Genomic DNA, 14373 nt, shown 5'->3' on the forward strand with positions numbered 1-14373 from the left:
AAAGCGAGCGACCCACGCAGTGATCCGAGAGCGACCGTTGGAAAAGTCGCTTTGCCACGACCTATCCTCACAGAATAATGATACGTCCGCATGGTGCGGTTCTGCCCACAAGAATGGGAATAGTTGAGATACTAACGGAGCTTTCCAAAGCCGTCTGCCTGCTTGTAAAAAATGACACACAGTAAAGGAGGTGCATAGATTATGAACAATACTGATGTGCCTATCTGGGAAAAATATACTCTGACGATTGAAGAAGCGTCTAAATACTTCCGCATTGGCGAAAAGAAATTGCGTAAATTAGCCGAAGAAAATATTGACGCTGGCTGGGTTATCGTGAACGGTAATCGTATTCAGATTAAGCGAAAACAATTTGAAAAAATCATAGATACATTGGACGAAATCTAATGTCATTGAGCCGTAGATATGGTATAATAAGGTATAGCGTATCACGGCTCATTCCATGACGGAAAGGAGCTTTACACTATGTCTAATGTAAAACGAAAAGACAGTAAAAATCGCAATTTGCGTAATGGAGAGAGCCAGCGAAAAGACGGAAGATACGTTTATAAATATACCGATATATACGGAAAGCCACAATTTATCTATTCTTGGAAACTTGTACCGACAGACAAGACACCTGCTGGAAAGCGTGATGATATTTCATTGAGGGAAAAAGAAGCACAGATAAAAAAAGACCTTAACGACGGTATCGACACAGTCGGCGGTAAAATGACAGTCTGCCAGCTCTACGACAAGAAAAACAGCCAAAGAAAGAACATCAAAAGGGCTACTGAAAAGGGACGACAGTATCTTATGAATGCTCTGAAAAATGACCCATTGGGTATGAGGGCGATTGATACTGTTAAGCAGTCGGACGCTAAAGAATGGGCTATCAGAATGAGCGAAAAAGGATATGCCTATAAAACGATTGATAACTATAAGCGTTCCTTGAAAGCTTCATTTTACATGGCGATACAAGACGACTGTATCAGAAAGAACCCATTTGAATTTAAGCTAAGTGATGTTCTGGAAGATGATACAGAGCAGAAAGTTATCCTTACACCAGAGCAGGAAGAACGCCTGCTTGCCTTTATGGAAAAGGACAAGATTTATAGTAAGTATTATGATGAGGTTGTGCTTCTGCTGGAAACGGGACTTCGTATTTCTGAATTTTGCGGACTGACGACGCATATTGATATGCAGAACAGAATACTCAATATAGACCACCAGTTATTGAAAGACAGCGAAATGGGCTACTATATTGAAACACCAAAGACCAAAAACGGAAAACGGGAACTTCCATTGACAGAACGGGCTTATCAAGCAATCCAAAGAATACTAAAGAACAGAGGAAAAGCACAACCGCTGATTGTAGGTGGTTACAGCAATTTCCTATTCTTAAACCGTGAGGGCTTGCCTAAAGTTGCAGGAAACTATGAGGGCATGGTGCGAGGATTGATTAAGAAGTATAACAAATATCACACGGACAAGTTACCGAACATCACACCACATTCATTCAGACATACTTATTGTACGAATATGGCAAACAGAGGAATGAACCCTAACACTCTGCAATATCTCATGGGACACGCTAACATAACCATGACACTTGGTTATTACGCACACGGGACATTTCAATCTGCAAAAGCGGAGCTGGAAAGGCTGGCTTGTTAATATCGGAGCTTATATTTACTACTCATTTACTACTTTTGGTTGCATTTTCATGCTGGTAAATGCCAGCTTATGCAAGGTATCTTCCAAAAAGAAAATACCGATAAAGTCCTAAAATACGGGATATATCGGCATTTACCAACTTATGAAAAGATAATCAGAAATTTAGTAAGTTTTTATATAAAAAAAAAGCACCTCTCAGATTAACTCTAAGAAGTGCTCTTGTTGTCATGCATATCAATCATTGATCCAGTGAATCAATTTTGATTTCATTCTCAAACCTGTGTCCTTTCACCTGAAATTCGTCATGCTTCATAACGATTCATTATTATCCCAAATTTTGTTGTCAAATTGTTGTCAACTGTGGTCTGACATCATGGTTTTAGAGATTTTATATTTAATTTTAGTACAGCTTAGCACATGCCGGAATATGGTTATCAACCATCAGAAGATGAAGCTTTTCTTCGCCTTCTTCTTCATGAATAGCACTGAGGAGCATGCCGCAAAAGCTATGGATTATATCAATCTGCTCCACGCATCCGGAATGTATGAAAAGCAGACTGCTAAGATAATTCCATTCCGTAGCATTGATATTTTTGAAAATGCCGCATCAGCCGGAACCGGTAACTTCCTTGTAGACGGACAGAAAGAGACTGTACGCATAGATGAATCTATCCTGCCGGAAGATACTACTTTCGGTGTCCGTATTAGTGGTGACAGTATGGAACCTGAATTCCATGGTGGTCAGATTGCATGGGTATTACAACAGGAATCTGTTGCTAATGGAGAAATCGGCATCTTCGCTCTTAACGGAGAACCTATATTAAGAAATTACAAAACGATAAAGACGGAATTTTCCTTATCTCTCTTAATGAAAAGTATGCACCTATCAAGGTTAGTGAAAATGACCGCTTAGACATATTTGGAAAAGTTCTTGGAAAATCTGATGCTTCTGCTATTACAGGACATTGCCGATAAAGCATTGCCGATAAAATTGCAAGTCCTTTTTATTGGACACATTATTTTGCATAATTGACAATAAGAAAATATCTATAGAACTGAAAGAAGGGATTTTTATGGCGGTTACCAATAATATCAGAGAAATCCGGGAACAGCGTGGCATTTACCAGGATGACCTTGCCGCTGCTATCGGATACAGCACCAAAACTGTTGGCAGGATAGAACGTGGGGACAGCACCCCATCTGCCGAATTTATGCTGCGGATATCAAAATACTTTAATATGCTGGTGGAAGATGTATTCCACGTGGAAGATTGAGTCGGAGCAGCAATCCGGTTCACCTTCTATTTTGGACAGCTTTTCATGTCCTTATCAACAACTATAGTTTTTTGATAAATGCTTGACTGTAAACCTTGTTTATAGCTTATTATTAAGTAAAATAGAGTTGCTCGAAAGGAGGGCATAATATGACTATAAAAGACGTAGAAGAGCGAACAGGTTTATCCCGTTCTAATATCCGTTTTTATGAAAAGGAACAACTTATTGAGCCTTCGAGAAATGAAAGTAATGGTTATAGAGATTATTCTGAAAATGATGTGGAAAATATAAAGAAGATTGCATATCTACGTACATTGGGAATTTCTATTGAAGATATACGAAGTATTATATCCGAAAAAGTAACATTGCAGGAAATGCTTGAGAAGCAAAAGGAAGTATTAAAAAATCAGATTACTGATTTGAATAAGGCGAAACTCATGTGCGAAAAAATGCTGGATGAAGAAAGTATTAGTTATGAAAAATTACAGGTAGAACAATATGTAACAGATTTGCATGACTATTGGAAAGATAATCGAACTGTTTTCAAACTGGATTCCGTCAGCTTTTTGTATATATGGGGAAGTATGCTTACCTGGACTATGATTACCGCACTATGCTTGATTATTGGGGCTTTGTCTTATTCTAAGTTGCCGACAGAAATTCCAGTACAATGGAGTAAAGGAGTGGCAACATCCCTAGTTAATAAAAACTGGATTTTTATTTGTCCTGTTATATGTATCATAATCCGTTATTTATTAAAACCTTTTATCTATGCGAAATTGCAGATGAACAATTATTATGGAGAAATTATAACAGAGTATTTGACAAATTATATGTGTTTTATTGTGTTGTCAGTGGAAATCTTCTCCATACTTTTTACTTTCGGAGTGGTAAAAAGTGTTGTTGTACTGTTATTTGTGGACACGGCAATTTTTATTGGATTGTTAGTAGTTGGTTTGGTAAAAATGGATTTGAGAGGGAAAGAAGTTTTATGATTCAAATTTTATATTTCAGAAATAACAATAAGATACTATTTTTCCCACGCCTACTATGAGAACGGCGGCTATGAGATAGAAATTGCATATACTGGCGAATAAAAGAACCGCTGTTGCATGGTTTATTGGCTTCCATGTAGCTGGTATTCGGCTGAGGTATTGAAAGAGCTGGGATTGAAATGAGGGAAGTGGATAAATGTTTTGATTGACGAAATAACCTATACATGATAGTATAAATCCAAAGATGATGGTCTATCAGAGAGACTGTTATATATCTTCAAGTTTAAAAAGATAATTTTCAATAATTTTTCAAAAATCAGAATCGACAATTCATGACAAATCAACCCTGAATCGGGGAACGTTTCTCATAGAAAAGAACTACAAAAAATAAGAAAATAAAAACGGAAAACCATTGTCTGTAGTATAAGTATTTGTTATTATGAAGTAAATAGAGGATATTTTACAAAGTAAAGCTTAATCTAGAGAATCTGCCAGTGGCAGGCCTCTGTAGATACCAAGGTATACAAAAGGAGAGTGAAAAAATGAAAAAAGAAGCCATGTCCTGTATCGACTGCGCAGTAAAAAACTGCAGTAAAATGGATAAAACATATCCGGATTTCTGTCTGACAACACACATGGATGAAGAAGTTCTAAATGAAGCTATGGAATGCTACAATGAAGACGAGAACCGCAAAGTAACAATCGCTGCAGCTGAAGTAGAGTATGAGAATTACTGCAAACATACCCGTGTCGAAGAAATCATGGATTTTGCAAAGAAGATTAATGCGAAAAAGATCGGGATCGCAACCTGTGTCGGATTGTTGAAAGAAAGCCGTATCCTGGCAGATATCCTGCGCAGACATGGCTTTGAGGTGTATGGTGTCGGCTGTAAAGCCGGAACACAGAAGAAGACATCGGTCGGCATCCCGGAATGCTGCGAAGGTGTCGGTGTGAATATGTGTAATCCGATCCTGCAGGCAAAGCTTCTGAACAAGGCGAAGACGGACCTGAATGTTGTGGTCGGACTTTGTGTGGGGCATGACAGTCTGTTTTACAAATATTCCGAGGCACTGACTACGACAGCAGTGACGAAAGACCGTGTATTGGGGCATAATCCGGTGGCGGCGCTTTATACTGCGGATAGTTATTATTCGAAGTTGAAGAAGAGTGAAGAAGAGTAATATTTCTAATTTGGGCGTTTAAAGATACATAAAGATATCCCATTCAAGCATTTCTCTTTTTATCCAACGAAAAAAAGAACACACAACACTCTGTATGTTCTCTTTCTGTATGTGAAGTCCAATATTATACTTTGAAGTAGCTATCCAATCCTTTGAACTCTTCCGCTTTCATTTCTTTTGTAACATCAGCATAGATGTTCAGTGTAGTTGAAATATCTGAATGTCCGAGTGCGTCTTGAATGACCTTTATATTTACTCCAGCTTCACACATTCTTGTTGTAAATGTATGTCTAAGCGAGTGGCAGCTAAAATGAGGAAGTAACACATCAGGTTCATCACTGTGCAAAAACTGCTCATCATTGCAATCACGGATAATTCTTCGGATTGCTTTGTTGAGTGTGGCTTGGTGCTGTGCCTGACCAAAACGATTGATGAAAATAAAATCTGTATATCCGTCAATCGTGAACTCGCAATGAAGTCCTAAATATTCCTGCTTCTGTTTCTCATGTTCAAATGCTTCTTTCACAAAACCGAGCATTGGAACCTGCCTCATACTCGCCGGAGTCTTCGCTGTATTTACATTGAAATAACAGCCACTTTTACTTCCCTCGGTTCTGTGGTCATAATATACAAGAGTATGATTAACATCAATCATTCCACTTTCCATATCAATATCACACCATCTCAATCCAGTTACTTCCCCCACACGAAGTCCAGTTCCTATCATTACTGCAAAGACCGGATACCAGTGTTCATATACAGGGTGGGTTTTCAGGAAATTCAGAAATAGCTCCTGCTCCGGTTTCGTCAACGCTCTACGCTTTTCCGACTGAAAACAATGTGCTTTTTTCAATTCTCTCAACACATTATCTGACGGGTTATTTCTGATAAAGTCATCATCGACAGCAATCTGTAAAACCTGATGAAGAACCGTATGTATATTATCAATCGTTGAAGGCTTCAAATTTCTTTCATCAACAAGATAATTGTAGTATTTCTTAATATCCGATTTCTTCAGCGTTGATATTCTTTTACTTCCAATCACTGGTCGCACAAAAGTATTGTACATATATTTGTAATTTTCAAAGGTATTATTCTTCAGCCCTCTTTTCATATTTGCCCAAGCGGTAAGTTTTTCTCCGACCACTCCGAAACAAGTTCCGGATGTACTTCTGCTAAACTGTTATTCATAGCCAAACCTCAACCTCCTTGTGCTTAGAGTATATGAAGTTTTAGCTTTGTCTTGTAGTTTGCGAATATCCGTATAAATAGAAAAAGCCCTTTGAGAAAAGGATTTCTCCTCTCTCAAAGGGCAACCTGACAAACTGAAAGTTGCCGCTTTCCTGTACTTACCATTTTTCATTAAAGCGGCTGCATCAGCTCAAGAATGATTCCATCCGGGTCTCTAAAATAAAAAGCTCTACTTTCCCCAAATCCATCTGCTCTAAAATCGAAATACTGCGGTTCAGACAAGCACTCCACATTATTATCTACGAGATGTTTGTAAGCAGAATCAATATCATCTGTGTAGAAACATACTTCCGAGATAGATGTTGTAAACAAATCAGAGGGAACTTTCTTTACTTCGTTGTTTACAAACTGAATCAGCTCAACTGGCGGTGCTTCAACAGCCTTGGAGCCATTCAAATAAGCGACCCTTGCTTTGCAATTTACTCTACGAAACATTTTATCTGTTTCTTCGCCTTCCATAAAAATCTCTCCTTGAAACTCAAGCCCAAGGACATCTCTGTAGAATGCAATTGAGCGTTCCAAATCAGAAACCGTTAGTCCTACATGATAAATTCTTCCAAACATATATATTTCTCCTGTAAATTTCGATATGTATTTTTGTTTGTTTAAAAAATGGGCAATCCCGATTGGAATTGCCCACTCATTGTACTAATTATGCGATTTTTTCTTGCTTGCACCGATTTCTGCATCAAATGATGTAAGTTTGATGTAAATCGCTGTTTTTTTAGTTTTTTATCAAATGAAGTACGTCCCGTCTATTCGGTAAAACGGTACATCTTTACATCATCTTAATAGAGCTTTGCACCTGCTGGAATATGGTCATCAACCATCAGAAGATGGAGCTTTTCTTCGCCTTCTTCTTCGTGGATAGCACTGAGGAGCATACCGCAAGAGTCAATGCCCATCATAGCTCTCGGTGGAAGATTTGTGATAGCGATAAGCGTCTTTCCAACCAGTTCTTCAGGCTCATAAAAGCTATGAATACCACTTAAAATGGTTCTGTCTGTGCCTGTTCCGTCATCAAGAGTGAACTGTAACAGTTTCTTTGACTTCGGTACTGCAACACACTCTTTAACTTTTACTGCACGGAAATCTGACTTGCTGAATGTGTCAAAATCAACTGCTTCCTCAAACAAAGGCTCAATCTTTACCTTAGAAAAATCAATCTTTTCAGGCTCAGCTTTCACTTCTGCAGCTGCCGGAGCTGCTTCGGAAGTCTTGGAAGCTTTCTTATCAGCGTCCAGGGACTTCATTGTCGGGAACAGAAGTACGTCACGAATTGCCTGGCTGTCTGTCAGGAGCATAACGAGACGGTCGATTCCGTATCCGATACCACCTGTTGGCGGCATACCGATCTCCAGTGCATTCAGGAAGTCTTCATCTGTGTGGTTGGCTTCCTCATCACCTGCGTCTGCAAGAGCATCCTGTGCTTTGAAACGCTCTCTCTGATCGATCGGGTCGTTGAGCTCGGAATATGCGTTACACATTTCCCATGTATTGATAAAGAGCTCGAAACGCTCTACCTTGTTCGGATCGGAAGGTTTCTTCTTGGTCAGCGGAGAGATCTCGATCGGATGATCCATGATAAATGTCGGCTGGATCAGCTCTTTCTCACAGTACTCCTCGAAGAAGAGGTTGATGATATCACCCTTCTTATGGCGATCCTCATACTCGATATGATGCTCGTCAGCAAGCTTCTTGGCTGCCTCATCATCTGCTACTTCGTCAAAGTCGATTCCTGCATATTTCTTGATGGCATCGTTCATGGTCAGACGTGCGAAAGGCTTTCCAAGATCGATCTCGATACCATTGTAGGAAATCTTTGTGGAACCGCAGACCTTCTCTGCAAGGTAACGGAACATGGACTCTGTCAGCTCCATCATTCCCTCATAATCAGTATATGCCTGATAAAGCTCCATCAGAGTGAACTCCGGATTGTGACGGGTATCAACACCCTCGTTACGGAATACACGGCCGATCTCGTAAACTCTCTCAAGTCCGCCTACGATCAGTCTCTTAAGATAAAGCTCCAGGGAAATACGAAGCTTAACGTCTTCGTTCAGTGCGTTGTAATGTGTCTCAAATGGTCTTGCAGCTGCACCGCCTGCGTTGGAAACCAGCATTGGTGTCTCAACTTCCATGAAGTCACGTCCTGCAAGGAAGTTACGGATCTCCTTAAGGATCTGGGAACGTTTGATGAATACATTCTTGCTGTCCTGGTTCATGATAAGATCCACATATCTCTGACGATAACGGGTATCTGTATCTGTCAGTCCGTGGAATTTCTCAGGAAGGATCTGTAAGCTCTTGGAAAGAAGAGTCATCTTCTCTGCATGAATGGAGATCTCACCTGTTCTTGTTCTGAAAGCAAATCCCTCCAGACCAAAAATATCACCGATATCAGATTTCTTGAAATCTGCATAGGAATCGGTTCCAATGGCATCTCTTGCCACATAAACCTGAATGTTACCCTGTAAATCCTGGATATTGCAGAAAGAAGCTTTTCCCATTACACGCTTGAACATCATACGTCCTGCGATCGATACATGGATCGGGCTTGCGTCCATGATGCTTCTTCTTTCTTCATAATCCTTCTTCTGAGCCTCTTTTGTCTGCTCTTCATCAAGACCTGTTACATCAAGCTCCTTGCGATCTTTGAGAAGCTCTGCCTCATGTGCTTCATAGAGATTCTTTACCTCAAGGGAATGATGTGTCTGATCAAATTTTGTGATCTGAAACGGGTCCCTGCCATTTGCCTGAAGGTCTGCCAGTTTGTCACGACGTACCTTAAGCAGCTGGTTTACATCCTGCTTCTTCTGCTCTGCCACTTGTTGGCCTCCTTAATCTATCTGTCGTTCAAGCGGATCTGTGCGATCCGCTCCGTTGTCTGCTTTATACGTTTCTCTGGATCTCAAGAACCTTGTATTTCATGATTCCGGACGGCATCTCAACCTCAACGATATCGTTGGTGTGTGCACCGATCAGTGCTTTACCTACCGGAGACTCATTGGAGATCTTTCCCTCAAGGCTGTTAGCCTCTGTGGAACCTACGATCTTCAGCTCCATATCTTCCTCAAATTCATAATCATGAACCTTAACCTTGCAGCCTACGCTGATTCTGTCAAGATCGACTTCGTCCTCTACTACAACCTCAGCGTTCTTGAGGATCTTCTCGATCTCCTCGATACGTGCCTCGATATCTCTCTGCTCATCCTTTGCTGCATCGTACTCTGCGTTCTCAGAAAGGTCTCCCTGCTCTCTGGCCTCTTTGATCTTTCCTGCTACTTCTTTTCTCTTAACAACTTTCAGATCGTGCAGCTCGTCTTCCAGTTTTCTAAGTCCTGCGTATGTGAGTAAGTTCTTCTTTGCTTCTTCCATTTTGCCTTACTTCCTTTCAAAACCGTGCTGTTTTTTCTGAAAAAAATACAGCTTCGGATATTTCTGTTGCTACCATTCCCAAGAGCTCTTTTTTCTAAAAAAGGGCGTAAAAATCTCAGGATATTCACAATTCCTGTATTATACCGAAAAGCCCCAGTATTGTCAAGCATTCCACGTCGAAAAAGGGTCCCTGAAATATGCAAAAAAAGCCGCGCGAAATCTCAGATTTCAACACGGCTTTTCTGTATTATCCTGCCCGGTCTGATTCCTTATTTCTTCTCCGGAAAAAGATCTTTATAACGATTAGTCACCATCTGTGTCTGATACTCAAAATCCTGTTTATGCTGATTGACCAGTGTAGAAAGGATGATCCCTGAAAACCAGCAGATGATAGCTGTCAGGATCACAAACCCGCTGACGATCAGTGTCGGGATCTTTTCCACTGTCCCAACCTCCAGAAAATGTACCAGCACCGGAATAAAGAATACCATTCCCACCACAAACAGCACTGCTGCGATAAGGGAGAAGAACTCCAGCGGCTTGTAATTTTTGAACATTTTCACAATAGTCTTCAGGACCTTAAATCCATCTGCATAAGTATTCAGCTTGGACTCACTTCCCTCCGGCCTGTCACGATATTCAATGACTACATTCTCAACCTGCATGTTCTTATCGATGGCGTGGATCGTCATCTCTGTCTCGATCTCAAAATTCCTGGAAAGTACCGGGAATGTTTTTACAAAGCGGTAACTCATGGCACGGTAACCTGTCATGATATCCTTGATGTTGCTTTTGAAAAGACGGTTAATGGAACCTCTTACGATGCTGTTTCCAAAGTTGTGGAAAGGTCTCTTGTTCTCTGTAAAATATGTAGAAGAAAGGCGGTCACCAACTACCATGTCTGTGCCTTTCTCCAGAACCTTGCTGCACATTTCAGCTGCAAACTCTGCCGGATAAGTATCGTCGCCATCTACCATAAGATAACACTGCGCATCGATATCCCGAAACATACTGCGGATCACGTTTCCTTTTCCCTGCTGATACTCATAACGGACAACTGCCCCTTCTTTTCTGGCGATCTCGTCTGTTCCATCTGTAGAGTTATTATCATATACGTAGATCACAGCTTCCGGAAGTGCTTTTTTCATATCGCGGATAACCTTTGCTACCGTCTTGCTTTCGTTGTAGCAAGGAATTAAAACTGCTATTTTATCTGCCATTATTTTTCTCCTGTAAAACAAAAAAACTTTCTGCGGATTCCCGCTAACTGACTGTAGCACGCGCCCCGTTCCTTGTCAATAGAACGTTTCGTTTTCTCCGACATACTTTTCTCTTTTATCGCTCCAGTACCATGTCTGTAAGCTTTTTCAATTCTTCATAGCTTGAAATATTATTAGATTCTCTCCGGATTCCCGCACTGTGCCGCATACCGGCTGTATACCAGGCTACATGCTTCCGCATTTCGCGGATCCCGATATACTCACCCTTTATCGCGATCTGATCTTCGGCATGGCGCAGGATCATCTCGCAGACTTCCTCTGCGGTTGGTCTGGAAAGCTTTTCCCCGGTGCGGAAATAGTGATTCAGCTCCCGGAAGATCCACGGGTTCCCACGTACTGCACGGCCGATCATCACCGCATCGCAGCCAGTTTCTTTAAACATGGCTTCTGCAGTTTCCGGTGAAACGATATCTCCGTTTCCTATCACCGGAATAGTCACCGCTTCCTTCACCCTGCGGATAGCATCCCAGTCCGCCTGACCGGAATAATACTGCTGTCTGGTCCTTCCATGAACTGCGATGGCTGCTGCACCGGCATCCTCCACCCGTTTTGCGATCTCCACCACATCCACCGGCGTATTTTCATCAAAGCCAATGCGGACCTTCACCGTTACCGGCTTGGAAACTGCTCCGGAAACACTGCGGACGATCTCTTCGATTAGCTGAGGATCCTTCAGAAGAGCTGAGCCCTCGCCATTATTTACCACCTTGGGAACCGGACATCCCATATTGATATCGAGAATGTCAAAGGGACGCTCCTCAATGCTTTTTGCCACCTCTGCCATAAGGTCCGGCTCGCTGCCGAAAAGCTGCATGGATACCGGATGCTCCCCGGGATCGATTTCCATCAGCGCCTCTGTATTCTTATTATGAAAAGAGATCGCCTTGGCACTGACCATTTCCATACAGATCAGGCCTGCACCCTGCTCCTTGCAAAGTCTTCGAAATGCCAGATCCGTAACCCCTGCCATCGGTGCAAGCACAAAGGGGTTCGGTATCTCCACATTTCCGATCTTCCACTGCATCTTCATGGATCATTCCTCAACGGCATCTGCTTTTTTCTGCAGTTCCTCATCCGGGATATCTCCCAGGAAAAATACCTTGTAATACATTTCCAGAGATTCCAGAAGCTCTCTTTTGTCCCGCTGGAGTTCCTTGATCTTCAGTGCACTTCCGATCTCGTCAAAACGGGCATCTGCCTCCAGGGCCTCAGTCTTAAACTGCAGACTGCCGTCCTCATCAAATTCCAGTGTCAGGATCCCGCCTACATCCTCTGTGAAAAGCACACACATGATCTGCAGCTCCTGCTTTACCGTCTCAGGAAGAGACGCAAAATCCTGGTTAAAATAATATTTCTGCTCATAAGAGCTTGCTCCGCAGAGCACAATGTTATCCTGATACATAAAATCTCCTTTATTTATAACTTGACACTCCCCACAGCTAAAGCAGGGAGATTCTTGTTTTTTCCACTACTGCAATAAAACATCAACGGAAAATCGCTGCCGGAAATTTTATCCGATCTGTGCTGCATGTTTTACACATAGCTGTATAAACCACGTACAGAAACCTCTCCGGAATTTACTTCCTCGACTGTACCGTCTGCACGCTCTACCAGAAGCTCTCCGCCGGCATTGATCCCTCTTGCGATCCCCTCATATGGATCATTCTGATCCAGTACACGTACCGGCTGGTTCAGATTGGCCAGCATTTTCTCATAATCCGGTTTCAGGCCGCTGAGATCCTCTGTCTGTACAAATCTCTCATAATTTTCCTCAAAATGCTTCATCACAAGTCCGACTACCTGTGCCCGGTCAAAGGGATGTCCGCTTTCCAGATACAGAGAGGTAGCCTTATCTGCCATTTCTTCCGGGAAGCTTTCCATATTTACGTTAATCCCGACTCCGATAACTGCACAGCCGATCTTATCCTGCTTCATGGTCATTTCGGTTAAGATACCGCAGATCTTTTTGCGGGAAACAACTACATCGTTAGGCCATTTGATCCCTACCTCAAGACCGAGCTCTGCTACTGCCTGTGCAACTGAAAGTCCCATAACAAGTGTCAGCATCGGCGCCTTCTGCGGAGAAAATTCCGGGCAGATAAGGATACTCATAGTAATGGCACTGTCCGGCGGCGCACTCCATCGTCTTGTAAAACGTCCGCGTCCTGCGGACTGATATTCTGCCACAAACAGCTCTCCGTGTCCTGCGCCTTCTTCCCTCCAGGCACGTTTTCCCCAGAGGTTGGTGGAATCTGTTTCTCTTGCAAAATGGACGGTTTTGCCCGCCCATTTTGTATGTGTTGCCTGTGAAATTATTTCTTCATTAAATAAATCTGACATTATTTCTCCGGCTCTCCTAATGTTGCAACGATCACAGCCTTAATGGTGTGCATACGGTTCTCAGCTTCGTCGAATACCTTGGACTGCGGAGACTCGAATACTTCGTCTGTAACCTCCATATCTGTAAGGTTGAAACGCTCGCCCATCTCTTTTCCGATCTTTGTCTTAAGATCATGGAATGCCGGCAGACAGTGAAGGAAGATCGCCTTTTCACCGGCGTTCTCCATTACATGTCTGGTAACCTTGTATGGTGTCAGGTCGTGGATACGCTCTGTCCATACTTCGTCAGGCTCGCCCATGGATACCCATACATCTGTGTAGATGATGTCCGCATCTTTTGTTCCTACCTCCACATCCTCTGTGAGAGTGATGGTGGAACCTGCCTCTTCTGCCCACTGCTGACACTGTGCTACAAGCTCATCATTCGGGAAATATTTCTTATTGGTGCAGGCTACGAAATCAAGACCAAGCTTGGAGCATACAACCATCAGGGAGTTACCCATGTTGTAACGGGCATCGCCCATGTATACAAGCTTCAGGCCTTTCAGTTTGCCGAAATGTTCACGTACTGTCAGCATATCTGCAAGCATCTGTGTCGGATGATACTCGTTTGTCAGGCCATTCCATACCGGTACACCTGCATGCTTCGCAAGCTCCTCAACAATATCCTGACCGAAGCCACGGTACTCGATTCCCTCATACATTCTTCCGAGAACTCTTGCAGTATCTGCAATGCTCTCCTTCTTTCCGATCTGGGAGCCTGTGGGATCCAGATAGGTAGAACCCATTCCCAGATCATGAGCTGCCACTTCGAAGGAACAGCGTGTTCTTGTGCTTGTTTTTTCAAAGATCAGGGCAATATTCTTACCTCTGTAATACTCATGAAGCTCTCCTGCTTTTTTCTTTGCCTTCAGATCTGCTGCAAGGTCGATCATGTAAGTGATCTCTTCCGGTGTAAAATCTTTCAGTGTCAGGAAATTTCTTCCTTTAAGATTCATAA

The 14373-nt window shown here is 42.3% G+C and carries 14 protein-coding genes and 2 pseudogenes; 6 read left to right on the top strand and 10 right to left on the bottom strand.

The window, feature by feature from the left end; all coding sequences use genetic code 11:
* Window positions 1-201 precede the first annotated feature (201 nt).
* Window positions 202-405: an excisionase gene (locus BN3261_RS12785; protein WP_004613735.1), complete on the top strand. Its 204-nt coding sequence runs from the start codon at window positions 202-204 to the stop codon at window positions 403-405.
* Window positions 406-483: 78 nt separating this feature from the next.
* The gene (locus BN3261_RS12790; protein ID WP_002322729.1) at window positions 484-1674 is read left to right on the top strand and encodes a tyrosine-type recombinase/integrase; all 1191 of its coding nucleotides are present in this window, start codon (window positions 484-486) and stop codon (window positions 1672-1674) included.
* Window positions 1675-2074: 400 nt separating this feature from the next.
* Here the strand turns inward: BN3261_RS12790 and BN3261_RS18415 are convergent.
* A pseudogene (locus BN3261_RS18415) lies at window positions 2075-2176 on the bottom strand (methionine--tRNA ligase subunit beta); the annotation flags it as partial.
* Window positions 2177-2215: 39 nt separating this feature from the next.
* Here BN3261_RS18415 and BN3261_RS12795 point away from each other — a divergent pair.
* From BN3261_RS12795 to BN3261_RS12810, 4 genes and pseudogenes are all read left to right on the top strand, one after another.
* Window positions 2216-2649 (top strand): annotated as a pseudogene (locus BN3261_RS12795) (S24 family peptidase).
* A gap of 98 nt (window positions 2650-2747) precedes the next feature.
* Entirely contained in the window at window positions 2748-2948 is a 201-nt protein-coding gene (locus BN3261_RS12800; protein ID WP_004611564.1) for a helix-turn-helix transcriptional regulator, read from the top strand.
* A 149-nt stretch (window positions 2949-3097) separates the two neighbouring features.
* On the top strand, window positions 3098-3943 hold the full coding sequence (locus BN3261_RS12805) for a MerR family transcriptional regulator (protein ID WP_059086446.1): 846 nt from the start codon (window positions 3098-3100) through the stop codon (window positions 3941-3943).
* 542 nt (window positions 3944-4485) lie between these two features.
* Window positions 4486-5124, top strand: coding sequence for a DUF1847 domain-containing protein (locus BN3261_RS12810; protein WP_059086447.1), 639 nt, complete (start codon window positions 4486-4488; stop codon window positions 5122-5124).
* Window positions 5125-5248: 124 nt separating this feature from the next.
* Here BN3261_RS12810 and BN3261_RS12815 read toward each other — a convergent pair whose 3' ends face one another.
* From BN3261_RS12815 to argF, 9 genes are all read right to left on the bottom strand, one after another.
* A complete protein-coding gene (locus BN3261_RS12815; protein ID WP_059086448.1) occupies window positions 5249-6238 on the bottom strand; it encodes a tyrosine-type recombinase/integrase in 990 nt (329 codons plus the stop codon).
* A 248-nt stretch (window positions 6239-6486) separates the two neighbouring features.
* A complete protein-coding gene (locus tag BN3261_RS12820) occupies window positions 6487-6939 on the bottom strand; it encodes a VOC family protein (protein ID WP_059086449.1) in 453 nt (150 codons plus the stop codon).
* Between the two features lie 224 nt (window positions 6940-7163).
* Entirely contained in the window at window positions 7164-9203 is a 2040-nt protein-coding gene (gene lysS / locus BN3261_RS12825) for a lysine--tRNA ligase (RefSeq protein WP_059086450.1), read from the bottom strand.
* Window positions 9204-9267: 64 nt separating this feature from the next.
* Window positions 9268-9753 carry a transcription elongation factor GreA gene (gene greA, locus BN3261_RS12830; RefSeq protein WP_015526720.1) on the bottom strand — a complete coding sequence of 162 codons (486 nt, stop codon included), beginning with the start codon at window positions 9751-9753 and terminating at the stop codon, window positions 9268-9270.
* A 269-nt stretch (window positions 9754-10022) separates the two neighbouring features.
* The gene (locus tag BN3261_RS12835; protein ID WP_015526721.1) at window positions 10023-10973 is read right to left on the bottom strand and encodes a glycosyltransferase family 2 protein; all 951 of its coding nucleotides are present in this window, start codon (window positions 10971-10973) and stop codon (window positions 10023-10025) included.
* A gap of 115 nt (window positions 10974-11088) precedes the next feature.
* Window positions 11089-12057 (bottom strand): tRNA dihydrouridine synthase DusB, encoded by a 969-nt coding sequence (dusB, locus tag BN3261_RS12840; protein WP_059086948.1) that lies wholly within the window; start codon window positions 12055-12057, stop codon window positions 11089-11091.
* A gap of 9 nt (window positions 12058-12066) precedes the next feature.
* Window positions 12067-12435 (bottom strand): DUF6145 family protein, encoded by a 369-nt coding sequence (locus BN3261_RS12845; protein WP_015526724.1) that lies wholly within the window; start codon window positions 12433-12435, stop codon window positions 12067-12069.
* Window positions 12436-12566: 131 nt separating this feature from the next.
* Window positions 12567-13373 (bottom strand): biotin--[acetyl-CoA-carboxylase] ligase, encoded by an 807-nt coding sequence (locus BN3261_RS12850; protein ID WP_059086451.1) that lies wholly within the window; start codon window positions 13371-13373, stop codon window positions 12567-12569.
* Window positions 13373-14371: an ornithine carbamoyltransferase gene (gene argF / locus BN3261_RS12855; protein WP_021652592.1), complete on the bottom strand. Its 999-nt coding sequence runs from the start codon at window positions 14369-14371 to the stop codon at window positions 13373-13375. The genes BN3261_RS12850 and argF overlap by 1 nt, the downstream gene beginning before the upstream one ends.
* Between the last annotated feature and the right edge of the window lie 2 nt (window positions 14372-14373).

This window comes from Blautia massiliensis (ex Durand et al. 2017), from assembly GCF_001487165.1.
In the GTDB taxonomy this organism is placed as follows: domain Bacteria; phylum Bacillota; class Clostridia; order Lachnospirales; family Lachnospiraceae; genus Blautia_A; species Blautia_A fusiformis.